Here is a 24456-nt window from a genome sequence, read left to right on the forward strand (position 1 = left end):
AAGACTAAAGCAGAGGGGAGTCCCCTCTGCTTTAGAGCATTATCTAAAAGTACACACTGTAATATAAATTGAAACGCCGTATACGCGAACCGTACGTACGGTGTTGTGAGAGGGGCGAAAATAATACATTTATTTTCCCTCTACTCGATCTTTAACTAGCAGGGGGTATTTTTTATTGTCTATACTGCCTATTAATATGGTATAGATTGGAGAGAAACAGGTATAATCTTAACTGATGTATGGGGTTTATATAAGGCAGATAAGCAAATCCAAGGTTTATTCTCCACAAACATTAAAGGCCTATTACGTGCAATTTAACTTGTTAATCGCAAAACAAAATATAAAAATAAATGATCGTTGGGAAAATCATCAGGGTTTTAGCCATAATAAATCCAAATGATTAATTTTAAATGTCTGCGTATGAGGTGCTTTAGGTGAAGATTCGAGCTGTCTTTAAGGCAGCTTTTTCTTATGGAACCATCGAGGCAGTTTAGTTGAATATGGTAATATTTAGATTTAGATAGATATAAGTAGAAAAGTTAATAACAAGGGGTGGTGTTTTTTGAAGAAAAATATTGGGAATGTAGATTTTTTTTTTAACTAAGTAGTAAAAAGACTTTGCAAAAAAAAACAATATTTCCCCTTAGAAACCTAAATTTGAAATCATCGAGAACGTAATGGTTATTAGCATTAAGAACCATTTAAAAGATGGAGTAGACTTAGATTGTTTTAATATTGTAAATCTTATTTACCGAACAATTGGACCTTTAGAAGAGAGACGAACAAACAAGAAATAGAATTATTGAGGCTTATGCAGAGTGGCAAGGGATTTTATTTTGATTATAGCATTGAAATGAATACCATTTGGCGATTAATTATATTACTAAGTTTTTAATTTTTTTACTGATATATGCAATGTTAGCAGTACACTAATAAAGTAATAAGGTATACTTCAGTAAAATAAGGTATATTATATTTGTTGAATAGATCTCTTTAAAGACAAGAAAAGTGGTGAACAAAGTGGGAAAATATCAATTGGATACCAAAGGTAAGGTAGCTGTGACAAAGTTTCATGAAAAACAGAAGCCTGCCAAATTTGATAAAAAGCAGCAACTTGAAAAAATACGTGCAGAGTATTTGAAAAAGAAGCAAAAACAAACAGATAAATAATATGAATGAAAACATAGGAAGACTAAAATCTCCCTATGTTTTTTTATTCGAAGTTCTTTTTTCAATTGATGATAGAGTTTATTATTCCCATAAATTTCAGATTCGGTGACAAAAAACTTGTCATTTCAATTTTACGCTTAATATTCATATTTATTTACTTATCGATTTCCTTTCTTTCAAAATTTGAATAAAAAGCTTTCTATTCAAATTTTCTAGAAATATAATGAAACCGAAAGGAGGCAATATGAGCATTATGAGCTTGATGTAATTAGCAGGTGTAGCCTTGTTTGTAGCTATCATTAACCCCATTCCATCATTTTTTGTAACAATGAAGTTGTTAAAGGAATATTAGACAAAATTACTATAGGTAGCTCCCGTCAGAACATCTTCAATGAGTGGATTGTTTATATGGAGTACAAAGTCTTGGACCTGATCTCATGATGAATGGAACAAGCAAGTAAAATAAATTGGAAAGTGCAATTGAGTACCAAATAATTAAAGGCGAGGTTTGAATATGACAACATTCCTTTTAGTCATCATTTATTTGGCTTTTATTAGCTTAGGCTTACCTGATTCATTGTTGGGGGTAGCGTGGCCTGTGATGCAATCGGACTATGGAGCCCCGCTTGAGACTGCTGGATTACTTTTTATGACGATAGCTGGTGGTACAATTATTTCCAGTTTAGCTAGCGGAATGGTACTTAAACGGTTTGGAACCGGCAATGTTACATTTGTCAGTTGCTTACTGACTGCTGGTGCTTTGTTGGGATTTCATTTTGCTCCATCGCTTGTTTGGTTAATTGTATGTGCCATACCACTTGGATTAGGTGCAGGATCTGTTGATGCAGGATTAAACGATTATGTTGCTACACAGTATAAGGCACACCATATGAGTTGGTTACATTGTTTTTGGGGAGTCGGGGCTACTTTTGGTCCTATCATTATGGCTCAGTTTATCTCAGAACAACATTCTTGGAGAAATGGATATCTTGCAATCTCTGGAATTCAGTTCACGTTAACTATAATCCTTCTCTTCACTTTACCCTTATGGAATAGAGTGAAAAAAAACAGCAATATAAAATTAAATGAAGAGCAGGAAGATTCAAAAGGTGTATTTTATAATGAAGATGCTAAACATGTAAAACCTCTACAGATTAAAGGAGTTAAACTGGCTCTGATCTCCTTCTTGTTTTATTGTGGGGTTGAATCAACAGTGGGTCTTTGGGGAAGTAGCTTTCTGGTAAATGTCAAAGAGTTACCCGTAGCGGTTGCTGCACAATGGGTTTCCTTATATTACGCAGGGATAACAATGGGTAGATTTATTACAGGCTTCATTACCTTTAAAATGAGTAACCGTACTCTCATTCGGGTGGGGCAAATAATAGCTTTAGCTGGTGCCACACTTCTATTCCTACCATTGCCTTCCACTTTTTCGCTTGTAGGTTTTATTATGGTTGGACTAGGATTAGCACCGATATTTCCGTGTATGTTGCATGAAACTCCAACACGTTTTGGGAAGAAGCATTCCCAGACAATTATGGGGTATCAAATGGCTGTTGCTTATACAGGCAGTACTTTCATACCACCTCTTCTTGGCTTCATTGCATCTCATTCAACAATAGGAATCTTTCCATTTTGTATTGCTGTTTTTGTTGCAGCAATGCTCCTAAGTTCAGAAAAATTGAATACCTTACTGACAAAGAATGATTTATTAACGAGGAAAGATAAAAGCTCAAAAGCATTTTAAGTATCCTCGAAATCAATCACCTTAGATCGATTACCACCGAAGTAGTAGAAGCTGCACGAAATAGCTTAGTGCTTGGACGTATATAATAAAGAAACCCAGCTATTCTACTCATGTGAAGATAGCTGGGTTTTTAAAGAGGTATGGACTTGATTTTTGCTGGTGGCTACCCCTAATGCCCATGAGGTCCGTGGCTCTTTAAACAAACATACTGCCGCCGTACGAGCATATCGCCAGGCTTGACCAGGCCGCCGCTGCGATCTGGCCTGGTCAAGCCTGCTCACTACCCTGTTTTTAGTCCGCCCATTCAACATCGGTCGTGAACACAATTGTTAACCATCGATCAGTACTTTCCTCGCCGATGGCATTACCGATTTCATCACGGATTGCGTCCCACTCTTCAAGGCATTTTGCCGGCCACCCGCCAGGCACAATAAAGTATAGTTCAATTTGCTTTCCCCGGCCAACCTTTGCGACGTAAGCTCGGTAAGAAACGAAGCCGTAGCGCTTCACAAAGTCCTGTGCGACCTCGTCCACATGCTGCTTGAGTGATTGAGGGGTGATCAGCAGGACATCCGCCAAGGCCCGCTTTACCGTTGAAATCGGCAGCGGAATAATTACCAAACAGATCAGCACAAGTACTGCAGGATCAATATAGGGTGTAAGCCATTCCAAATTCGTTCCTTCAAAAGCGTATCCGATGCAAAAAGCGATCAAGAGCGCAGCGGTGATGCCACCGGTCATCATCCAGGCCTTAGCGTCAAGGGCAACAAAATCCGAGCTAAGTGTCTTGTTTAAGCGTGTTTCGAAAATCGCCATAAAACAGCATGCGATCATCGTCACAACGGCATAGACGATGGCGAAACCGAATTCGAGATTGCGACCGCCCGTCAGAAGACTACCAATTGCATTAATCAACGCGTAAACGGCCGCTCCCATGAGCATGACACCGTTGAGACCAAGGACGATTGGCTCCAAGTGCCAAAATCCCATTGTGAAGCGTTCACTCAATTTACCATTCTGCTTATTCGGTGCAGTGGACGAGGTAATCAACTTTGAGACAATGAGCGCCAAGACACTCATGATTGCATCGGTCAGAGAATAGAACCCATCAAAGGTGATAGAGAACGAACCTGATAGCAGGCCGAAAATGATCCCAAAGCAAGCAACGAAGATGGTAACGCCAATGGAGACTCGAAGTATTCTTTGTTCGGTATTCAATTTTTTTCCCCCTAGGATTGCAGCCAGAATAGCCGTAGTAGCGTTTCCTCTACTGGACGCCTACTTTAAGTGAAAACATCGCCATTATCTGCTCTTTAACATCATAATAATCTCCCAACCTTTCAAGTATCATTTTTGTCTTAAGGTTCAGAGTTTATACACCCTAAAACTGTCGTGCTCTTGACTGGTTTTTGGTTTATAAAAATCGATTAGTCTAATTTGCCTCGAACAGAGATAACTTAAAACTACTTTAAATATGATAAACGATGTGCAACCATTGATTTAACAGTGATTGTCAATTTGGCATACACAAATTATTACATAAATGGACATAGAGTGGAAGAGTGGGTTGACTAAAAGGTACATGGTATGCAAAAAGTGCCTTGGAGCATTGAATTAGCTGAGCCTATGAAATTAAAAGACGAATTAATAAAAAAAGGAGTTAAGGTATCATGAATGGAGTTGGATTTTACTCGAGCCCCAGTTAAGGATCGTCAAGATTGCAATCTTGAAGTTGGCAATGAAATTAAAATACATTTAACTAAAACTAAGTAGGCGCGTGTGTCCTTGATTCTTTAGTAAAAAGCTTCATGTTACTAACTGTTCAAATTAGCAGTGCTGGTGCAAAGGGGCGAAAAACATTTGACTCGATGATAAACAGAAAATGTGTATGAAAATGGTAACGAAGCCACAATTAAATGGGATATTTGGACATAGCAGACCATAATAGGTAACATCAAGCTGGTATTAGCCAATCGCGTATATGGTTAAGCCAAAGTTGATATGTCGTTATCTTGTAGATAGGGGCTATGAAAGAAAAGGAAGGTAAGCGAATAGATGATCTAATTCTATATGGGAAACAGAAGAATGGAAAAGGAAATCTTATCGCTATCCCTAACAACTTAAGGATAGGCTATACTCATCTAGACACAAAATTTCAGGTCAGACTACTACAGATACAACGAGTTATACAAAAGAGGCCCGATATGCGACGTGATATACAACTGAATGAACGAGCTTTCTCTTCCAAGGAAGTGGCAGAAGAAGTGGGGATTGCAACTCAAACTGTTCGAAAGTATGGTCAAATCTTGGAGCGGAATGGATATGAGTTTTTGAAGGATGAAGATCGACGTATCTTTGTTCAATCTGACATCGGAGCGCTTATAGCGCTACGCGATACGGACAAACCCCTAGACGATACAGCTAAAGACCTTGTATATCAACAAAAAGAAAGATTAGAAGGATCCAGTGAAACACAGATAGCGATACCCGATACATATGAAAAAAATTCATTTGCAAGTTATATCGTACAACGATATGAGACAAAAAAAGTGCCGGTCAATCCCTGTTCTGGAGGAACTCTAGTAAGGTTGACTCTTGTTTTTGAGTATAAGTTCTTAACCTTCTCAACTCCCATTAACCCATGTTCTCATTCAATTAAAAGAGAGCTAGATTATTAACCAATAAACTTGCAGCTACGTGTGAAATGAGCATCTACCTGACAAACGATATGTCACATTCAAATTTCAACAATTTCCCGAGAAATAACTACAAATTCTGAGCGGATATCGACAAAATTAGAAGCGCTTATTGAGTAAAATTGATATCTATGGAGTTTTTTAAAAAACTTATATACAAGTTGCAAAAGAGGATTCCTTATCGAGCATAACGAAGAGTTTAATATTTATGAAGTTAACGCATTGGTGTTACCAATTGAGCTGTTTTTTTCATTAATACTGTGGGATAACGGTTGTGAAAATGGGGAAAAATTGAATTGGGGATTCGATTTACATAATACTCACTATCGGATTTTTGCAAAAAGCCAGCCTTAGCAAAAATTACTGCATTTAGCTTCTATATTATTTAGCCTTATCAATTGACAGGCACCCGAGCCTCTAGGGTATAAGAAGTTTTCTTTCCTGCTCCTTTGAATGACAAAAAACAAAGCAGTGATCCCAATTTTCGGGTGCACTGCTTTGTTTTTTGTAGTATTCTACGCATTCATCATTAGCTCGATAACTTGTTATCATTCGTTAAATCAAAATCCGCATAATCCTGAACCCTTTCGATTTTACCAACCAAGAAAATGTAGGACATGGCTCCAGCAAAGGTTATACAAGCAATAAAGGTAAGTGCAGGAGCAAAATCACCGCCCTTTGCCAGGAAGCCAATCACAATCGGTATAATAATTGATGCTGTACCACCAATGAAGTTGAAGGTACCTCCAGCAATCCCAATCAGCCTTTTTGGGGCAAGCAATGAAACAAACACCCAGGTGATTGAAGCGAAACCGTTTCCAAAAAAGGCGATACACATGAATAAAATAACTAGATTAGTATTGTCAACGAAATTCGCTCCAATGATTGAAGTGGAAAGCAATAATCCTGATATTACAGGAACTTTCCTTGCAATATCTGCAGATACTCCTTTTTTAACAAGGAAATCAGATAGGAAGCCTGCTAGTAAAACTCCGACAAATGCCGCTAAGAATGGTAAGGAAGCCAGAAGACCAGACTTAATGAATGTTAAGCCCCTGTATTCAACAAGGTAAGTAGGGAACCATGTTAAGAAAAACCATAGTGTGGAGGCTACTGCAAACTGTCCTATATATATTCCCCATAGTTTTCTGCTCGTCAGAACAGCCAAGAAATCTTTTTTACCTATTTTTCTGACAGGTGAATCATCTTTTCGAGAAGAAGATTCAATGATTGCTCCACCTTTTTTGATATAATCCATTTCAGCCTTGCTTATGCTCTTACTATGCTGTGGATCTCTATATAAAACATACCATAAAATGGACCAAGCCACCCCTATGATCCCTGTTATAATAAAAAGCCCACGCCAGCCTACGGACTGCTGGAGAAACACTAATGTTGGAGTTAAAAAAGCCAGGCCTACAAATTGACCAGATGTGTAGATGGAGATGGCTCTTGCTCGTTCATTTTCTGGAAACCAGCTTGCCGCAACCTTACTGTTGGTCGGGAAGGCTGGAGCTTCGAACGCCCCAAGTCCGACCCGTAACAAGAAAAACCCTGAAAACCCGCTTGCAAATCCCTGTAGAAGCGTTGCGATGGAAAATCCCGCAATTCCGTATGCGTGAGTTCTGCGGTTCCCTAGTTTTTCTAAAATCCACCCGCCTGGAATCTGCAAAGCACAATAAGTCCAGCCGAACGCAGAAAAGATTAACCCCATACTTACGGAATCCAATCCTAGTTCTTTTGAAATAAAAGGTGCTGCTATGGAAATATTGCTTCGATCCATGTAGTTAATAATTACGGTGAAAAATAGCATCATTACAATTCCGTAACGAACTTTTGTCATTTTCTTATTCACTGTACTCACCTTTTTCATTTGGGATTTTCTTTTACCACTCCGCGATACTACCGTCCTTGTGTCTCCAAACAGGGTTTCTCCAATTATGACCAATCTCCGTCATTTTTCTCACATGGTCCTCATTTATCTCAATTCCCAGTCCTGCCCCATCTGGAATTTTCACATAGCCTTCCTCGTATTTGAACACTTGATTATCAACTATGTAATCCAGCAAATCACTACCTTGGTTATAATGAATGCCTAGGCTTTGTTCTTGGATAAATGCGTTATGGCAAGTAGCATCCACTTGTAGACAGGCTGCCAAAGCAATCGGTCCTAATGGACAATGAGGAGCAGCTGCCACATCAAAAGCCTCAGCCATCGAGATGATTTTCTTACATTCTGTTATTCCCCCAGCGTGCGATAAGTCAGGCTGAATAATATCAGCATATCCATCTGTAAGCAGCTTTTTAAAATCCCACTTAGAGTACATTCTTTCACCTGTTGCAATCGGAATCGCAGTATGATTCACAATATCCCGCAAAGCTTCATTATTCTCTGGTAATACAGGTTCTTCAATGAACATCGGTCTGTATGCTTCCAGCTCTTTTACAAGGATTTTGGCCATTGGTTTATGGACCCTTCCGTGAAAGTCAATTCCGATTCCAATATGAGGGCCTACCGATTCACGTACAGCAGCAATTCGCTCCATCACCTGATCAATTTTTTCATAAGAGTCCACATATTGGAGTTCTTCAGTCCCATTCATTTTAACCGCTGTGAATCCCTTAGATACAACTTCCTTAGCTGCTTCACCAACATCGGAAGGGCGGTCTCCGCCAATCCAAGAATAAACCTTAATAGAATCTCTGGCTTTTCCTCCAAGTAGCTGGTGGACCGGGGCGTTATAATATTTCCCTTTGATATCCCAAAGAGCTTGATCAATCCCGGAAATCGCACTCATTAGGATTGGGCCTCCACGATAGAATCCTGCTCTGTACATGAGATTCCAATGGTCTTCAATATCAAGTGGATCTTTACCAATTAGATTTTCCATTAATTCATCAACTGCAGCTTTTACAGTTGCCGCTTTTCCCTCAATTACGGGTTCTCCCCAGCCAACAATGCCTTCATCTGTTTCAATTTTTAAAAATAACCAACGAGGTGGTACTTGGAATAATTCATAGCTTTTAATTTTCATTGTTAATCTCTCCTTAGTAGTTTTTGCTGTGATTGATAGACATCTATGATTTTAAGATCGAATAGCAGAAACAAATGATTTAGCTTTTTGCGTCAATGCCGTTAAGTACTTTTCATTTACTTCCTGTTTTGCGTCGACAAGCGAGCTGCCAATTCCGAAACCAACAACTCCAGCTTTTTGGAACTCGGTTATATTGTCTAAAGTAACTCCCCCTGTAGGTAAAAGAGGGATATGAGATAACGGACCACGAATATCTTTAAAATAATTGGGACCGACACTTGCCGGGAAAACCTTGATAATATCTCCTCCATTTTCATATGCTGTTAGAATTTCCGTAGGGGTGAAAGCCCCTGGTATACTAACTGCACCATATCTTTTCGTCATTTTAATGGTTTCTAGATGTACGGTTGGAGATAAGATGAATTTTGAACCTGCGAGTAGGGCTGCCCGGGCTGTTTCAGGGTCTAATACCGTACCAGCGCCCACCACCATTTCCTCGCCAAGCTCTTGAGAAATTAGTTCAATAGATTCTAGTGCATTAGGAGAGTTAAGAGTGATCTCAATTAATCTGACACCACCATCCCGTAAGGCCTTTGCAATTTTTAATGTATCCTCTGGCTTTGCCCCTCGGACAATGGATATGATTTTATTTTCAAAAATGTGAGTAAGCGTATTCATTCTGAACACTCCTTTAACGGATTACATCCTCTTTATTGGTTTGGTTCATATATTCTTCAAGTGTTTCTTTATCTGGAAGCCCTTCAATATCACCATCTACAGATGTAACAATTGCTCCTATCGCACAACCACGTTTTACCGCTTCGTGAATGGGTATTTCATCCAATATTCCGGATATTACGCCGGCAGCGAATCCATCGCCAGCTCCAATGGGATCGATTACCCTTTCGACTTGATAAGGCTGAACATAACCAGAAGTATCAGAAGTGGAATAGTATGCTCCCTTTTCTCCCAGTTTCACTATTGCCATTTCGGCACCTAATTGTTTACATTCTTTCGCTATCTCTTCACAATCTGTTGACTTGAATAAGTAGTATCCTTCCGAGATTCCTGGAAGAATGATATCGGACTTTGCTGCTATTTCCAATAACGTTTCTCTCCCAGTTTTATCATCAAGAAGCGTCTTTCGTACATTGGGGTCAAATACGATTTTTTGACCATTTTTCTTGGCAAGCTCTATTGCATGTAAAACGGTGTTTTTACAAGAATCACTAAGTGCAGGTGTTATTCCAGTAAGATATAGGAACTTTGCTTTGGCTAAATAGCTTTCTTCCATATCTGCAGGGACCATTTTACTTGCAGCAGATTGATTTCGGTAATAGAAGACTCTTGAACTATTGATAGTCGTTCTTTCTCTTAAAAACAAACCCGTGGGTGCGCTTTCATCTTCTTTTACAAAAGAAGTGTCTACGCCTTCCCCCCGTATTTTTGAAAGGATACGTTTTCCAAGCTCATCCTTGCCTACTCTGCTCATCCATCCCGTTTGATAGCCAAGTTTCGCTAATCCAATAAGTGTATTTGTTTCAGCACCGGCAACTCTCGAAGTGAAATTCCGGTTGTATCGTAATTGACCTGTTTCTTCAGCAGAAAATATGATCATCGTTTCCCCTAAACTTACAACATCCATATGAACACCCCGTTTCATTAAAACTGACTATTCCCTGCATTTCCAATACTGGTTGCAACGTCTTTTGCCGTAGTAATCAATTTTTCTACGATAAAATCCTTTTGCTTAATCATCCTATCCTTTGGACCTGCAACACTGACGGCTGCTTGAATGGTATGGTTGGTTCCATAAATCGGAGCAGCAAGACAAAATAAACCGTCTTCATTTTCCTCATCATCTATCGAATAACCAAGCTCATTAAACAATGTTAGCTGCTGCTCAAGCCGCTTTTTGTCTGTGATGGTGTGCTCGGTGATAGGGTGTAATTCAAGACTATCCAGGATAGTGGTCCTTTGTTGCTGAGGTAAAAAGGCCAAAAAAGCCTTTCCGAGACCTGTGCAATATAAGGGTTTTTGACTTCCAGGCTGTGCAGTAGTTCTAATGGAACGGTTGTTATCAATTTTCGCAACATATACCAGTTCATTCTCTGATAACACGGCCATGAATACCGTTTCTTGAACATCCTCCATCAATTTTTTTAAATAAGGCATCCCTTGAGAGGAAATATCCAACGAATCCATAGCAGCGCTGCCAATTTGAATCAGCTTTGGTCCTAACTTATATTTATTAAAGGAATCGAGAGAGAGATACCCTTCATTTAACAACGTTCTAATGAGACCAGAAGTACTGCTTTGTGGAAAAGATAAGGATTCACTAATTTCCTTGATCGTTAAACCATTCTGATTCTGGCTTAATAATTCAAACACTCTTAAAACTCTTTCTGCAGATTTAACTGACATTTGTTTAATCTCCTTTAAATCACATATATGATTTGAAATCCTGTATGTGATTTGATGATTTAATATTATCATAGGGAAACTAAATATCAAGAATTAAATTTACAATTTTCTAAAAATATTAAATTTTAAGAATTGAAATAATTTAATTATTAGGTGAACAAGGATGCTTTGATCCCGAGGGGCAATGGAAGAAGCTAAGACCGTAGGTCCAAGCTTCTAGTGAGATAAAAATGGGGGCATTGAACAGCTTCAATAAATAGACTGGTCAGTTGATCGTTTATGAGATGGAGTCTATGAAAAGCAGTATTAAACCTCGAGTTGAAGGAACCTACATCTCTTTTGATGTATCAGAGGGAAGGCTTTAAAAAATTTCTGAAAAAGGAGTGAAGCGCAAGGTGGGAAATGCAGTGAAAAAAATAATACCAGGTATTCATTCATAAGTTATTTTTGCCCCAGAACCTTCTAAACTCCTAACAAACTTTGATTATATTGGCGAAAATCCGGTTGAATTCAAAAAGCTTGCATTATTTATTATTATTATTATAAAATACTTGTATACAAGTGTACTTGAACTCTATAAGAAGGTGAATTTATGGCTGAATCAAAGGAATTTCTTTATCCTGTAAAATGGCTATCAAAAGCTTCAGCCGGTGATCGCGTTACATCCGAGCTTAGAATGCGTATTATTTCGGGGATGATTGAAAGCGGTGCCATCCTTTCTGAAAATAAATTAGCTGCTGATTTCGGTGTAAGCCGCTCACCCGTTCGTGAAGCGTTAAAAATACTGGCCTCTGAAAATATCATCCGGTTAGAAAGAATGGGTGCGGTTGTCATTGGTTTAACAGAAAAAAAGTATGCGGAAATTTATGATGTACGTATTCTCATCGAAACGTTTGTATTTGAACGTCTAGTGAGGATGAACACGAATGAATTAGTAATGGAACTTAGTAAAATATTGGAAATGATGAAAGTGTCCATAAAATACCTGGATGCGGATGAGTTTTCCTATCAGGATGTTCTATTCCACGAAACGATCATTCGCTCCATCGATCATTCCTACATCCTGATGATCTGGGATAATTTAAAACCTGTAATGGAAAGTTTGATTCTTCTATCCATGCGCAGTCGTTTTAAAGAAAAGTATGAAGACTTTACACGGATCATAAATAATCATCAGCTTTATATTGATGCGATCAAAACAAAGGATCGAGACATCATGATTAAGTCGTTACATGAAAACTTTGATGATGTTCAAGGAAAAGTTGAAGACTTATGGATGGCTCAACAGATGCTTTCAAAAGGAGTCGAACAAGAAAATGACTAGCTATATGTTAGGAGTAGACATCGGTACAACAAGTACAAAAGCTGTATTATTCACGAAAAAAGGCGATGTCATCCAGCAAGAGAATATTGGCTATCCTCTTTACACACCGGATATGACAACGGCGGAACAAGACCCTGAGGAGATTTTTCAGGCTGTTCTGAAAGCCTTTTCAAATATAACGAAGCAGCATCCAGATAAAAAACCATCATTTATTTCATTTAGCAGTGCGATGCATAGTGTTATAGCTATGGATGAAAATGACCAGCCGCTAACCGCTTGCATCACTTGGGCAGATAATCGCAGTGAAGCTTGGGCCCATAAAATAAAGGATGAATTAGATGGGCATGAAGTTTACAAGCGAACCGGAACACCGATTCACCCGATGTCACCATTATCCAAGATCACCTGGATCGTGAATGATCGCCCGGAGATCGCAACCAATGTTAAAAAGTATATCGGGATTAAAGAATATATCTTTAAAAAGTTCTTTGGCCAATACGTTGTCGATTATTCCCTTGCTTCATCCATGGGCATGTTGAATCTTAAAAACTTGGATTGGGATGAGGAAGCCCTAAGAATTGCTGGAGTAAAGCGTGATCAATTATCTGAACTTGTACCGACAACAAAGATCTTTAACAACTGTGATGCGGATTTAGCCAAACAGATCGGGATAGACCCAAAAACCCCATTTGTCATTGGGGCAAGTGATGGTGTCCTTTCAAATCTTGGTGTAAACGCTATCCGGAAAGGTGAAATCGCTGTCACGATCGGGACAAGCGGTGCGATTCGGACAATTATTGACGAACCGAAAACAGACGAAAAAGGAAGAATCTTTTGCTATGCCTTAACGGAAAAGCATTGGGTGATTGGCGGGCCGGTAAACAATGGCGGGATGGTCCTTCGCTGGATTCGCGATGAATTTGCTTCTTCCGAGGTGGAAACAGCTAAAAGACTCGGAATCGACGCTTATGAAGTCTTGACCAAGATTGCCGAACGGGTAAGACCGGGCGCGGATGGATTGTTATTCCATCCATATCTTGCAGGTGAACGTGCACCATTATGGAACCCGGACGTAAGGGGTTCATTTTTCGGGTTAACACTGTCGCATAAGAAAGAACATATGATTCGAGCGGCTCTAGAGGGAGTCATTTACAATTTATACACCGTATTTTTGGCCTTAACCGAATGCATGGACGGTCCCGTGACCCGAATTCAAGCTACGGGAGGCTTCGCAAGGTCGGCTGTTTGGCGGCAAATGATGTCCGATATCTTCGAATCGGAAGTCGTGGTTCCAGAAAGCTACGAAAGTTCGTGCCTGGGTGCTTGTATATTAGGGTTATATGCAACTGGGGAAATTGATTCCTTCGAAGTGGTTTCTGAAATGATAGGCAATACCCACAAGCACACACCGAAAGCTGATTCTGTAAATGAATACAGACAGCTGCTGCCGATTTTCATTAACCTATCAAGGGTATTGGAAAACGAATATACACAGATTGCGAATTATCAAAGAAACTTAATAAATGCTGCAAAGTAAAGACATGGGGGGATTACAATGCCATTAGTCATTGTCGCTATAGGAATTGTCGCTTTATTAATTTTAATAATGGGCTTAAAATTAAACACCTTTATTTCCTTGATCATTGTATCGTTTGGAGTGGCTTTAGCACTTGGGATGCCGCTTGACGGAATTGTCAAAACCATTGAAGCTGGATTAGGCGGAACACTTGGCCACTTAGCATTAATCTTTGGGCTTGGGGCGATGTTAGGTAAGCTGATCGCAGATTCAGGCGGAGCGCAACGCATTGCCATGACCCTCGTTAAGAAATTCGGTGAAAAGAATATTCAATGGGCAGTCGTGGCAGCATCATTCATTATCGGTATCGCATTATTTTTTGAAGTGGGATTAGTATTATTGATTCCAATCGTATTTGCGATTTCAAGAGAATTAAAAGTCTCGATATTGTATCTTGGCATTCCAATGGTGGCGGCTTTATCCGTAACACACGGTTTCTTACCGCCGCACCCAGGACCGACCGTCATCGCTGGTGAATATGGCGCAGACATTGGTCAGGTTTTACTTTACGGCTTCATCATTGCGGTTCCAACCGTTATTTTAGCTGGACCGATATTTACGAAGATAGCTAAAAGATTAGTACCTGAATCATTTACGAAAACAGGCAGCATTGCTTCATTAGGGGAACAAAAATCTTTTAAACTTGAAGATACACCTGGATTTGGAATCAGTGTATTTACTGCATTACTTCCGGTTATATTAATGTCAATTGCTACGATCATCACTTTGATGCAAAAAACGATGGGATTTGAAGATAATGGTTTACTGGCAGCTATCCGTTTCATTGGTGAAGCCGGTACTTCCATGTTGCTTTCCTTATTATTTGCGGTCTATTCAATGGGAGTGGCAAGAAAGATTCCAATGAAGGATATCATGGAATCTTGTACATCAGCAATCCTGCATATCGGAATGATGCTCTTGATCATTGGTGGCGGCGGAGCCTTCAAACAAGTATTGATCGACGGCGGTGTAGGTGACTATGTAGCTGAATTATTCAAAGGAACATCATTATCACCAATCCTGCTTGCCTGGATCATCGCGGCAATCCTGCGTATTTCATTGGGATCTGCTACAGTTGCTGCCTTGACGACAGCTGGTTTGGTTATTCCGATGTTAGGTCAGACGGACGTTAATCTTGCTCTGGTCGTACTTGCTACAGGAGCGGGAAGTTTAATCGCTTCACACGTTAACGATGCTGGTTTCTGGATGTTTAAAGAGTATTTTGGCTTAAGCATGAAAGAAACATTCGCAACATGGACTTTGCTTGAGACGATCATATCAGTAGCTGGATTAGGATTCATTCTATTACTAAGCTTATTTGTATAGGCTTTCCCGGCAGTAAATCCCCGACTTATGGCAGGGATTTACTGCCTATTATTCTTACATAAGAAGGAGCAGAAATAATGTTCAATACAATTGGTGTCATTGGTTTAGGGGTAATGGGCAGTAATATCGCATTAAATATGGCTAGTAAAGGGGAAAAAGTAGCTGTCTATAATTACACAAGAGATTTAACGGATCAGCTTGTTGCTGAATTGGGCGGTCAGTCAATCCATCCGTATTACGAAATCCAAGATTTCGTTCAGTCACTGGAAACGCCAAGAAAGATTTTCCTGATGGTGACTGCGGGTAAACCGATCGACTCGGTGATCACTTCATTACTTCCTCATCTTGAATCAGGCGATATTATCATGGACGGCGGTAACTCCCATTACGAAGATACTGAACGCAGATATGATGAATTGAAATCTAAAGGATTCAGTTATGTAGGAATTGGGGTTTCCGGTGGGGAAGTCGGGGCGTTAAAAGGACCTTCAATTATGCCAGGCGGAGATAAGGACGCCTATGAAAAAGTAGCTCCAATCCTGACAAAAATCGCAGCTAAAGTAAATGATGCTCCTTGCTGTACCTATATCGGCCCAAAAGGGGCAGGTCATTTTGTGAAAATGGTACATAACGGGATTGAGTATGCAGATATGCAATTAATCGCCGAAGCATATACGTTTTTAAGAGAAAAATTGCATTTAGAGGTTAATGAAATTGCTGACATCTTTGAAACATGGAATCAAGGCGAACTGAAAAGTTATTTAATCGAAATCACAGCGGAAATCTTAAGGAAGAAAGATGAAGTGACGGGCTTACCCTTGATCGATGTGATTCTTGATAAAGCAGGACAAAAAGGCACGGGAAAATGGACCAGCATGCAAGCGATTGATAACGGAATTCCAGCATCGATCATTACAGAGTCTTTGTTTGCGCGCTACATTTCCGCTCTAAAAGAAGAACGGGTTCATGCGGAAAACATTCTAACAGGGCCTGAGAACGTTCAGCAAAAATTAGATAAAAATGAGTGGATTGACTATATTAGGCAAGCATTATATATGGGAAAGGTTTGTGCATACGCGCAAGGTTTCACTCAATATAAAATGAGTTCTGAACTTAACGGCTGGGATTTGCCTTTGAAGGATATTGCGCTTATTTTCCGCGGCGGCTGCATCATTCGGGCAGAATTTTTAAACGTCATTAGCGAAGCCTATCAAGAGCAGCCAAATCTGGCCAATTTATTGATTTCACCATATTTCGCTGAAAAGGTAGCAAAGTACCAGGTGGGATTGCGAAAGGTAGTCTGTGAGGGAATAAATTCCGGCATCTCGTTTCCATGTTTAGGCTCTTCACTTACTTATTATGATAGTTATCGAACAGGCATCTCAAATGCTAACCTTTTGCAAGCACAACGTGATTATTTTGGTGCGCATACCTATGAACGACGTGATTTAGCGGGGGTTTTCCACACGAACTGGCAGTGATGGAAAGTGACAAAAGAAATAGTCATTTGTAATACCGTTCATGAAGTTGAAACAGGTATTTTACTTCAAAAAAGAGTTGCTTTGGCAGCTCTTTTTTCTTATGTAACAAAAGGTGCAGGTAGTGGATAAAGGAATTTTAGTTAGGGAAAAAAGATTGATTGCGTTATTTCGAACCATGGGTGAACATCATAAATAGGAAAAGAGTGATGGGCAACAAATAATATTTTTGGGGGAGGTTTAATACTCAGGTTAAGTGGTATATAAATGATATCGGTTTATAGCATTTAATTCCCCTGCTACCTTAACTTTATAGTCAGGGTTCACTAACGTTTCTTGAATAATGTCGGCAAGTGGCACATATTCTTCTTTTGGATATTACCAAATTATTTCCGCGTGGAAAAGGAGTGATATATCATGAGGCAAATGTGTATTTACTGTTTTAAATGGGCTGACATAGATACGATGACACCAATTTTTGAACAAGGTAGAGAGTTCGTCAATTATTATTGTGAAGATTGTGTTAATGCTGCTATGGATAATTTGTTTAAGCTCCCATACAAACATGCATGCGAACCATCAAGAATCCACTAGCATCAAGATATGCGATTTAATAGTTAAGCGAGTGTGCTGGAACAGTATAACGAAAGGCCATCTCAAACGAGAAGGGCTTTTTTTGTTCGGATTTGTATAGGGGGAGGCATTGTAATCATCGGTGCTCACCTAGCAAGTGAATATCTTTAAAGTTGAAGGCCTCCCGCAGTTTACTGAGGGGAGGCCTTTTCTTATCAAGTAATCCGGAGGTTTACCCTAGTTATTTCAACCCACTTAAACAATATGATCATACCGAATATTATTAAGTGGTACTCATAAGGTAGTATATCGGATTGAGGAAAAATATGAATTCGGATTAGATATAAACAATAAAAACAGTTAAAGAAACTAAGCATTTAAGGGGAAGATTAACCTGTTAAAGGAATTCTATGTTTGTTATACTCTTGACGCTGATGTTAAGTGGGAGAAAATAAAAAAAGGATTGAGCAGTAAAAAAGAGGATGTTTTACAAGAAGTCTTGAAAAGGATGGAACACTGTGAGTATTTTATCGTGAAAAGTGAAAGTAGGCATCATATTATTCATACATCTTTAATACGTTATATACGTATTTTTGATAAGAAATAAGTAATCTCACTACTGATATCCTGGAATATAAGTTATGTTTGTATTCTCCTAACAGTCTATCTGGGAGGGGATTTTTCTATGGCAAAAAAGGGCAAACCTTTTCATACATATACAGAGCGAGTATGGTTGGTTAACACTTTTGAAAGGAGTGTAAAGATGAATAAAGAACGGGATGATGGTTTTATTGAGGCATTAATGGTTTCCCTTCAAGACGAAAGAGTCATTGAAAAGATACAAGCAATAGCAGAAGCGGGCTCGTTTAGTCAATTGGGGGAGCATAAGGAGCTGCTGAAAGAAAAAGAAAATGAAATAGCAAAACTTCAACAAGAGCTTGCCTCGAAAAAAACAGAAATTAGTGAGTACCAAAAAATGATCCACCATCTGAATGAGAAAATGGAATCCTATTACAATGAATTGCAAAAGAGAAGAGCGGACTATCGGGAAGCAGAAAAACTTTACGAAGCTGTTCAACAATTATCCGAAACCACTAAAAGTTCCTTGAAAGGAATCTTCAAGGGCGGTTCCGTGCAGGAATTTATAGTCTGTGGGGTGCAATATGAAAACATTTCATCTTTGTGGGATTTTATCAAAAACGAGATTATGGAAGGACGGGAGCAGGAAAGAGAGACTTTGCTCGCTCTTTTTCTGTTTTTCTTTCAAGAGTACAGTAAAACATACGATACCCCTTTATATAAAATACAGGAAGTGAAAATGAATGAGGTCTTCAGAGAGGACTTGTACATAAGGGCCCTCAATAGCAAAATATCCGGGAACATCATGGACGTCCTGCTGCCAGGATATATAAGCATTAATGGTAAAACCATTAAAAAATCCGTTGTGAGAATCTAGCAGGCGAAAAAGAGAATGATAGTAAAGGAGAAATACAATGACATCGATTATTATCCCAGAGATTGAAGAAGGCATTGAAAAAATCCTTCTTGTGCAATGGTATAAACAGCCAGGCGATTATATTACGGTGGGCGAAAGCTTAGCCAAATTCAGCTGTGAGGGCATCGAATTTGACCTCTTTTCAGAAAAAGAAGGTACCCTTAAAGAATTGAACGTAGCGGAGGACACTATAGTCAAGATTGGTGACCTGATATGTTATTTGGATTCTGGTGATGCAATTTCTGAAGAATTATTAAAAGAAGTTGAAAAACAAGAAACGATGGAAGATAAAGAGCCGATTGAGAGCGTAACAAGCTTAGCTGAAAAAAATAACATAGACAGTTCCATATACTTAATGAATAAGAACGAAGAGCAGGTTCTACTCTCACCTGATTCCCAAACTGTTCCGGTCTCTGCCATTTCAATGACTTATAAAGAAGTGAGATCGTTAATCAGCCATTTATATCAAAGTGCAGAAGAAACCTTCTTCAAGGATGAAGCGAGCTTCTTTCAAGACATTAAAAAAATGCTCCATTCCAGATGGGTTTACATGAATAATGGGAATATGATATATGATCACAATATCGCAGCGGTATTTCCTTATAGAAAATACTATGAATTAATGGACGAGGATTTTGACTACAAAAAACATCTGGACGTTTCAGGTTTTAAAGGTGATGCCATGACACGGGAAGAGGCTGCGAAAAGTTTCAATACAACCGATCACCCTGTATATAAGAGAATACTAACTTTAGACGATTATTCCGCGAGTAAAAATCCTTCCATTTCAAGGATATTTGCCAATCAAACGGCTAACTCTTCTAAATCGATAGCGTTTAAATCCAACGGGTACGACATTCAAAGCTACGATGTAGTAAATCAAAAAAACAATTTGCTGGGAAAAGGATTTTTCGTTCCCCTCTTCCGTTTAAATGGGGAAAATGCTTTTGAAATCAATGACCGAAAGGCTCTCCATCTTTGGCTGGAAAACCGGTTAGTTCCAAGCGGATTAAGCGCAGAACGCCAGAAGGAGTATGATTATTTGCTGGAATTGTATCAATTAAAGGAATTAGATCATGAAAGTTTTCTTAAAGAATTGCCATCGATCGCTATCGATTCCAACACGTTTTATGAGAAGCTTTTAAACTCTGAAAAAGTAAGAGCTGATATTGATACATATGATGAAAAGATGTTAACAGATCCAAACCGGGGACATTGGGATTTATGGCCTGTCACCTCTGATGAAAAACCTTTAACGATAAAACTGAACGAAGAAATAATGGCCAGAAACCCTAAAATGGATATTAGGGAGGACGGCATAGTCGGCATTGATTTTGGAACGAAAAGTACAGTTGTCGTTCATCAAGAAGAAAGTGATGTTACTCTTCCCATGCGTATTGGGGTTGGCTACCTAAACACGGAAGTACAAGACTGGCATTATGAAAATCCAACCGTGATAGAATTTATTGATTTAGAACATTTCCTGGAGCTATATCAAGAAAAAGAAGGAAGACCAGATACAAGGTGGCAGGATGTGACGGTTTCCCACAATGCACTTAACAACTTGATGAATGGAAAGAGTGACCATTATTATTCCATATTGAATAATCTAAAGCAGTGGGCTGGAGAAAAGAATAACGAACTCCGATTAAAAGACAAGAGAGGCTATGCCGTTGTGCTGCGTTCCTTTTTGGACTTAACCGATCAGGAAATCAACCCAATCGAGTTATACGCCTACTACCTCGGTTTGTATATCAATAACCAGAACAATGGGATTTACCTCGATTACACCTTATCTTTCCCGGTGACGTATGAAAAAGAGGTAAGGGAAAAAATTCTAAAATGTTTTGAACGCGGGTTAAAAAAGACGCTTCCCATGCCGATTCAGCAGGATGGAGAATTAATGAAAAAGTTTCGTGTCACTGCTGGGGCGAGTGAACCTGCAGCCTATGCCGTTTGTGCGTTACAGGAATACGGGTTTGAACCGGGAGAAGATGAAAAAACGTACTATGGTGTGTTTGATTTTGGTGGAGGAACGACAGATTTTGATTTTGGGATTTGGCGTGAAGCGGGCTTGAAAGAAAGCAGATATGATTATGTCATTGAGCATTTTGCAGCAGGCGGGGACCGGTATTTAGGCGGTGAGAACATGCTGGAGCTTTTGGCGTTCCAAGTGTTTAAAAACAACCAAAGAACAATGCGTGAGTTAAACATTCCTTTTACCCTCCCAGCGGAATGTGTGAAATTTCCCGGAAGTGAAACATTGATTAATGAGTCACAAGAAGCCTATTTAAATACGAAACAATTGGTGGAAAAACTAAGGCCGCTTTGGGAAAGACATGAACGGTATGAAGAACAGTTTGGAAAAGGCATGATCCGGGCAGATTTGTTTGACAAAGCCGGCCGCGCAAAACTCAATGTGGAACTATTGATCGATCAAGATGAAATGGAACAGTTGATTGAGGAAAGAATCGACAAAGGCATTAAAAATTTCTTTGAGTCTCTACGGCGCGCTTTTGCCCGGTCAGAACACAGCAAAATTAATAAAGTGAATATACTGCTTGCTGGTAATTCAAGTAAATCCCCGGTCGTCATGAATCTATTTAATAAATGGATTGAAAGGGAAGTGCAGAACACTCAAAACTGGGGAGAAGTGTCTGGTGCCCTTTTTGAGATTCTCCCGCCACTGGGGACAGAAGGAGCTTATTTAAAGCAAGAAGAGAGAAACAGAGTGGTTAACCGGGATATAATAACAGCCCCTACAGGAAAAACAGGCGTTGCCTTTGGGCTTGTACAAAGCAGAAAAGGCGGAAGTATAAAAGTTATTGACCGCGATATGGTGAATGGGGAATCAAAGTTCAAGTATTTTCTTGGCATCGGGAGAAAAGGGAAATTAAAAACAATGATTGATCAAGAAGAAGAGTATAACAAATGGCATCTTTTCATTGATGCATCAGAAGAAGATTTTGAAATTTATTACACAAGCCTGCCGGAAGCTAGTACCAACCAGCTTGATATTAAGCAGGCACAGAGGAAAAAGCTTCGGATTGAGAATGTAGATGATTCAGCTTTTGTTTATATTCGGACCATAAGCCCGACTGTCATTGAATATGTTGTTGCAGATGAAGGCTCGATTATAAGTGGGGATTATTTAAGTGAAATTACTAAAGTGGAATTAAGCTGATCTTTCGATAAAAAAATTTTTGAAAAGGTCTCTCACAGTATACTGTGGGAGGCCTTTTCATGCTCATCGTTATTCACAGCTAGGTGTTCAACCTGTGGATTCACTTCTTTGATCCTCCTGTTGTTCCATAATCATTAAGAGTTAATTTTACATCGTAGTTGATCGGAGTTTCACTAAATGTTTGGTCCCAATCCTTTTTGACCTTATTCCATACTTTGGGGTGCTCAATTCTCAATCGATTTCCGAAGCCGGCAACGTCCGTTTTGTATTCTTTTTGAATTTTTTCCAATACATTCCCCACCAAGCGTTTCACTTCTTTTTCAGATGATTTTTCTGCTTTTTTTAGAAATTCATTTTTAAAAGTATCTCCTGAAACTACCCAGTTTTCAGATAGTCTCCCCACTGATTCAATGTTTACATCAAAAGAGATGCTGTCTCCTTTAACACGTGGTATGATACTGCTTTTCATGGTCTCTATTTCATATACAATCGGCTCACCGGTTTCTTTATCAAAGCTTTTCACTACACCGCCTTTTCCCTTACCTGTTATCCATGTTACGCCCTCCAGTTCCTCTTCATTTAAAGTGCCAGTCATTTTGTGCGTCTTTCCATTGATTACGGCAGCCCCTGCAAATTTGACTTGCCCATCTGCTGATAGAACTTTTTGCATCAGAAAACTAGACCCTGATTTGATCTTGCTTTCTACTTTAATATGTGACATGGGGGGCAAAATCCTCGTTGTTCGATATTCATTTTCTACAATGCCAGCGAGACGGAACGCTGGAATTTCTCCTGCCTTCTTTGTTTCCAGTGTTTTGCTTGCTCTTCCTTTACTGATGAGCACAAGGCAGCTTGGTCTAAGCTCACTTTCCCGTAGATTTTGATCAAGTAATTGTTCCAACTTATACGATCTTGCAAGGTTTTCACCGATAACAACCACTTTCATATGGTGCGCGGTTACGGGTTGTTCACTTCTCAGTGATAATTCACGAACCATTTGATGCATGGAGTCTCCAGTTTCAGAAACATTAACATAAGATTTTTGTTGTGGTCCGGATTGTTTCGTTGTCGAACTCGCTACCTGTGGAGTGATAAATTGATAGGTTGCAGTAATCAGGTTCCTTTTTGAATAACCCCCCCCTTGTTCGTTTAACTTTTTCTCGATGGTGGACTGCTTGGCCTTATCGAATGCCAAACCTATACCTAAACTTTGCTCTTCAATTTCATGACTGCTCCAGCATCCTGTAAGGGATAAGAACAAAAGAATGGAGAGGGAAATGAAGAGGGGGCGTGTATTGCTATGTGATTGTTTCATATTTTTTCCCTCCCTTTATTCTTGAGATGATAAGCAGTAGAAGGGGGAGTAAACCAAATAAAAACATGGCGATATTGCCGACGAAATCTCCTTGCTTAAATAGGTCATTGATATTTTTCGGAATCATGGCAAGGATGTAGAGAATCGGAAGCAAACCAAACATGAATGGGTGAATGCTTTTTTTCGTAATTTGAGCTAGCCCTAAAGAGGCTGCAAAAAATGTGATCGTAAATGTGGCGAATATTTGCATGATCCAGACAACGAGCAATAAAGATTCAAACCGTTCAAAGATCAACCCGGCGACTTCAAAACTTCGGATAAGATCAAGTGTCGGCCATGTTCTCATGACCACTCCATCAACAGATAATGCCCCGATAACCATTACGACCGTTATCACGTAAAAAATCAATGGAATGGATACTCCAACAAGCAGGGCTTTTCCTGCTTTTTTTGGTGAATTCATAAATGGAATAAGCAGTAGCATGATTTCAGGCCCTGAAAAAGCGAGAGCCGTTGTTTTTACTCCTTTTAGTACAGGGACTATTCCTTCTCCTAATACCGGACGCAGATTATCGATCTCGAATATTTTAAAGCTCATGAAGGTAACAACCAAAAAAAGGATAACTGTCAAAGGTAAAATAATTTCAAAAAGACGGGCAATCGGGTTAATGCCGCCGATGATAAGATAAAGACTTACCCACATGAAAATCATAATAATTGCCCAAGTAGGCGTACCTTCCAGAAGTAAATACCTTATTACTTCCGCCATTGCGCGGAGCTGAAAACTGGAAGTGGTAAGAAAATAACATATTACAACTAAACTTAGTAACCCGCCCAGCCATTTTCCTACAATTTCATTGATGTATTGATAGAAGGTCTTTTCGGGAAACTGTTGGCTTAATTTGACCATGATCAGTCCCGCGGTTATAGTGATAACTCCGCCTAAAATAACGCTTATCCATGCATCTGGTGTTTGTACCTTCTCCGTAGATGATCTGGGTAGGGTGAGTAATCCTGTGCCGAGTATGAAGTTGATGACAATGACAGCTGCTTGTGGAGTTGTAATTTTGTCTTTCGGGCTGAGAATCATTCTTTAACCACCCTTTCACCGAT

General features: G+C 39.4%; 18 protein-coding genes. 10 read left to right on the plus strand and 8 right to left on the minus strand.

The window, feature by feature from the left end; all coding sequences use genetic code 11:
* Nucleotides 1-1020 precede the first annotated feature (1020 nt).
* Together AC1DIV_RS20905 and AC1DIV_RS20910 are read left to right on the plus strand one after the other, a co-directional pair.
* Nucleotides 1021-1170 (plus strand): hypothetical protein, encoded by a 150-nt coding sequence (locus AC1DIV_RS20905; protein WP_048680414.1) that lies wholly within the window; start codon nucleotides 1021-1023, stop codon nucleotides 1168-1170.
* Nucleotides 1171-1684: 514 nt separating this feature from the next.
* Nucleotides 1685-2917, plus strand: a complete 1233-nt coding sequence (locus tag AC1DIV_RS20910; RefSeq protein WP_340878396.1) for an MFS transporter — start codon at nucleotides 1685-1687, stop codon at nucleotides 2915-2917.
* Between the two features lie 291 nt (nucleotides 2918-3208).
* On the opposite strand, the gene AC1DIV_RS20915 is transcribed toward AC1DIV_RS20910, so the two are convergent.
* On the minus strand, nucleotides 3209-4135 hold the full coding sequence (locus AC1DIV_RS20915; protein ID WP_323599181.1) for a cation diffusion facilitator family transporter: 927 nt from the start codon (nucleotides 4133-4135) through the stop codon (nucleotides 3209-3211).
* 986 nt (nucleotides 4136-5121) lie between these two features.
* Here AC1DIV_RS20915 and AC1DIV_RS20920 point away from each other — a divergent pair.
* Nucleotides 5122-5595 carry a hypothetical protein gene (locus tag AC1DIV_RS20920; RefSeq protein ID WP_340878398.1) on the plus strand — a complete coding sequence of 158 codons (474 nt, stop codon included), beginning with the start codon at nucleotides 5122-5124 and terminating at the stop codon, nucleotides 5593-5595.
* A 547-nt stretch (nucleotides 5596-6142) separates the two neighbouring features.
* Here AC1DIV_RS20920 and AC1DIV_RS20925 read toward each other — a convergent pair.
* The 5 genes from AC1DIV_RS20925 to AC1DIV_RS20945 are packed head-to-tail and all read right to left on the minus strand — an operon-like array spanning nucleotide 6143 to nucleotide 11072.
* Nucleotides 6143-7468 (minus strand): MFS transporter, encoded by a 1326-nt coding sequence (locus tag AC1DIV_RS20925; RefSeq protein WP_323599183.1) that lies wholly within the window; start codon nucleotides 7466-7468, stop codon nucleotides 6143-6145.
* A gap of 31 nt (nucleotides 7469-7499) precedes the next feature.
* Nucleotides 7500-8648 carry a galactonate dehydratase gene (gene dgoD, locus AC1DIV_RS20930; protein WP_340878401.1) on the minus strand — a complete coding sequence of 383 codons (1149 nt, stop codon included), beginning with the start codon at nucleotides 8646-8648 and terminating at the stop codon, nucleotides 7500-7502.
* Nucleotides 8649-8699: 51 nt separating this feature from the next.
* Nucleotides 8700-9326 carry a bifunctional 4-hydroxy-2-oxoglutarate aldolase/2-dehydro-3-deoxy-phosphogluconate aldolase gene (locus AC1DIV_RS20935; RefSeq protein ID WP_249596695.1) on the minus strand — a complete coding sequence of 209 codons (627 nt, stop codon included), beginning with the start codon at nucleotides 9324-9326 and terminating at the stop codon, nucleotides 8700-8702.
* A 13-nt stretch (nucleotides 9327-9339) separates the two neighbouring features.
* A complete protein-coding gene (locus AC1DIV_RS20940; RefSeq protein WP_340878402.1) occupies nucleotides 9340-10293 on the minus strand; it encodes a sugar kinase in 954 nt (317 codons plus the stop codon).
* Nucleotides 10294-10310: 17 nt separating this feature from the next.
* Nucleotides 10311-11072 carry an IclR family transcriptional regulator gene (locus AC1DIV_RS20945; protein WP_202316477.1) on the minus strand — a complete coding sequence of 254 codons (762 nt, stop codon included), beginning with the start codon at nucleotides 11070-11072 and terminating at the stop codon, nucleotides 10311-10313.
* Between the two features lie 592 nt (nucleotides 11073-11664).
* Here AC1DIV_RS20945 and AC1DIV_RS20950 point away from each other — a divergent pair.
* The 7 genes from AC1DIV_RS20950 to AC1DIV_RS20980 all read left to right on the plus strand — a co-directional run bounded on the left by AC1DIV_RS20950 (nucleotide 11665) and on the right by AC1DIV_RS20980 (nucleotide 22028).
* Nucleotides 11665-12396, plus strand: a complete 732-nt coding sequence (locus tag AC1DIV_RS20950) for a GntR family transcriptional regulator (RefSeq protein ID WP_048687535.1) — start codon at nucleotides 11665-11667, stop codon at nucleotides 12394-12396.
* Nucleotides 12389-13933 carry a gluconokinase gene (gene gntK / locus AC1DIV_RS20955; protein WP_340878403.1) on the plus strand — a complete coding sequence of 515 codons (1545 nt, stop codon included), beginning with the start codon at nucleotides 12389-12391 and terminating at the stop codon, nucleotides 13931-13933. Before AC1DIV_RS20950 ends, gntK begins: the two co-directional genes overlap by 8 nt.
* An 18-nt stretch (nucleotides 13934-13951) precedes the next feature.
* Nucleotides 13952-15298: a GntP family permease gene (locus AC1DIV_RS20960; RefSeq protein WP_340878404.1), complete on the plus strand. Its 1347-nt coding sequence runs from the start codon at nucleotides 13952-13954 to the stop codon at nucleotides 15296-15298.
* Between the two features lie 77 nt (nucleotides 15299-15375).
* Nucleotides 15376-16779, plus strand: a complete 1404-nt coding sequence (gnd, locus tag AC1DIV_RS20965; RefSeq protein ID WP_477577343.1) for a decarboxylating NADP(+)-dependent phosphogluconate dehydrogenase — start codon at nucleotides 15376-15378, stop codon at nucleotides 16777-16779.
* 6 nt (nucleotides 16780-16785) lie between these two features.
* Complete coding sequence (locus AC1DIV_RS20970) at nucleotides 16786-16908, plus strand: hypothetical protein (RefSeq protein ID WP_318292634.1); 123 nt, start codon at nucleotides 16786-16788, stop codon at nucleotides 16906-16908.
* Nucleotides 16909-18112: 1204 nt separating this feature from the next.
* The gene (locus AC1DIV_RS20975) at nucleotides 18113-18805 is read left to right on the plus strand and encodes a hypothetical protein (protein WP_477577345.1); all 693 of its coding nucleotides are present in this window, start codon (nucleotides 18113-18115) and stop codon (nucleotides 18803-18805) included.
* 37 nt (nucleotides 18806-18842) lie between these two features.
* The gene (locus AC1DIV_RS20980) at nucleotides 18843-22028 is read left to right on the plus strand and encodes a biotin/lipoyl-containing protein (RefSeq protein ID WP_477577346.1); all 3186 of its coding nucleotides are present in this window, start codon (nucleotides 18843-18845) and stop codon (nucleotides 22026-22028) included.
* Nucleotides 22029-22128: 100 nt separating this feature from the next.
* On the opposite strand, the gene AC1DIV_RS20985 is transcribed toward AC1DIV_RS20980, so the two are convergent.
* Entirely contained in the window at nucleotides 22129-23343 is a 1215-nt protein-coding gene (locus AC1DIV_RS20985) for a Ger(x)C family spore germination protein (protein WP_477577348.1), read from the minus strand.
* The gene (locus AC1DIV_RS20990; RefSeq protein WP_340878411.1) at nucleotides 23327-24433 is read right to left on the minus strand and encodes a spore germination protein; all 1107 of its coding nucleotides are present in this window, start codon (nucleotides 24431-24433) and stop codon (nucleotides 23327-23329) included. The genes AC1DIV_RS20985 and AC1DIV_RS20990 overlap by 17 nt, the downstream gene beginning before the upstream one ends.
* Between the last annotated feature and the right edge of the window lie 23 nt (nucleotides 24434-24456).

Source organism: Peribacillus sp. 05N428, from assembly GCF_056397085.1.

Bases quoted from the DNA above. Each gene is read 5' to 3' on its own strand.
- AC1DIV_RS20910 (WP_340878396.1), top strand. From the start codon at position 1,685: ATGACAACATTCCTTTTAGTCATCATTTATTTGGCTTTTATTAGCTTA.
- AC1DIV_RS20920 (WP_340878398.1), top strand. From the start codon at position 5,122: ATGCGACGTGATATACAACTGAATGAACGAGCTTTCTCTTCCAAGGAA.
- dgoD (WP_340878401.1), bottom strand. From the start codon at position 8,648: ATGAAAATTAAAAGCTATGAATTATTCCAAGTACCACCTCGTTGGTTA.
- AC1DIV_RS20935 (WP_249596695.1), bottom strand. From the start codon at position 9,326: ATGAATACGCTTACTCACATTTTTGAAAATAAAATCATATCCATTGTC.
- AC1DIV_RS20940 (WP_340878402.1), bottom strand. From the start codon at position 10,293: ATGGATGTTGTAAGTTTAGGGGAAACGATGATCATATTTTCTGCTGAA.
- AC1DIV_RS20945 (WP_202316477.1), bottom strand. From the start codon at position 11,072: ATGTCAGTTAAATCTGCAGAAAGAGTTTTAAGAGTGTTTGAATTATTA.
- AC1DIV_RS20950 (WP_048687535.1), top strand. From the start codon at position 11,665: ATGGCTGAATCAAAGGAATTTCTTTATCCTGTAAAATGGCTATCAAAA.
- gntK (WP_340878403.1), top strand. From the start codon at position 12,389: ATGACTAGCTATATGTTAGGAGTAGACATCGGTACAACAAGTACAAAA.
- AC1DIV_RS20960 (WP_340878404.1), top strand. From the start codon at position 13,952: ATGCCATTAGTCATTGTCGCTATAGGAATTGTCGCTTTATTAATTTTA.
- gnd (WP_477577343.1), top strand. From the start codon at position 15,376: ATGTTCAATACAATTGGTGTCATTGGTTTAGGGGTAATGGGCAGTAAT.
- AC1DIV_RS20975 (WP_477577345.1), top strand. From the start codon at position 18,113: ATGAATAAAGAACGGGATGATGGTTTTATTGAGGCATTAATGGTTTCC.
- AC1DIV_RS20980 (WP_477577346.1), top strand. From the start codon at position 18,843: ATGACATCGATTATTATCCCAGAGATTGAAGAAGGCATTGAAAAAATC.
- AC1DIV_RS20985 (WP_477577348.1), bottom strand. From the start codon at position 23,343: ATGAAACAATCACATAGCAATACACGCCCCCTCTTCATTTCCCTCTCC.
- AC1DIV_RS20990 (WP_340878411.1), bottom strand. From the start codon at position 24,433: ATGATTCTCAGCCCGAAAGACAAAATTACAACTCCACAAGCAGCTGTC.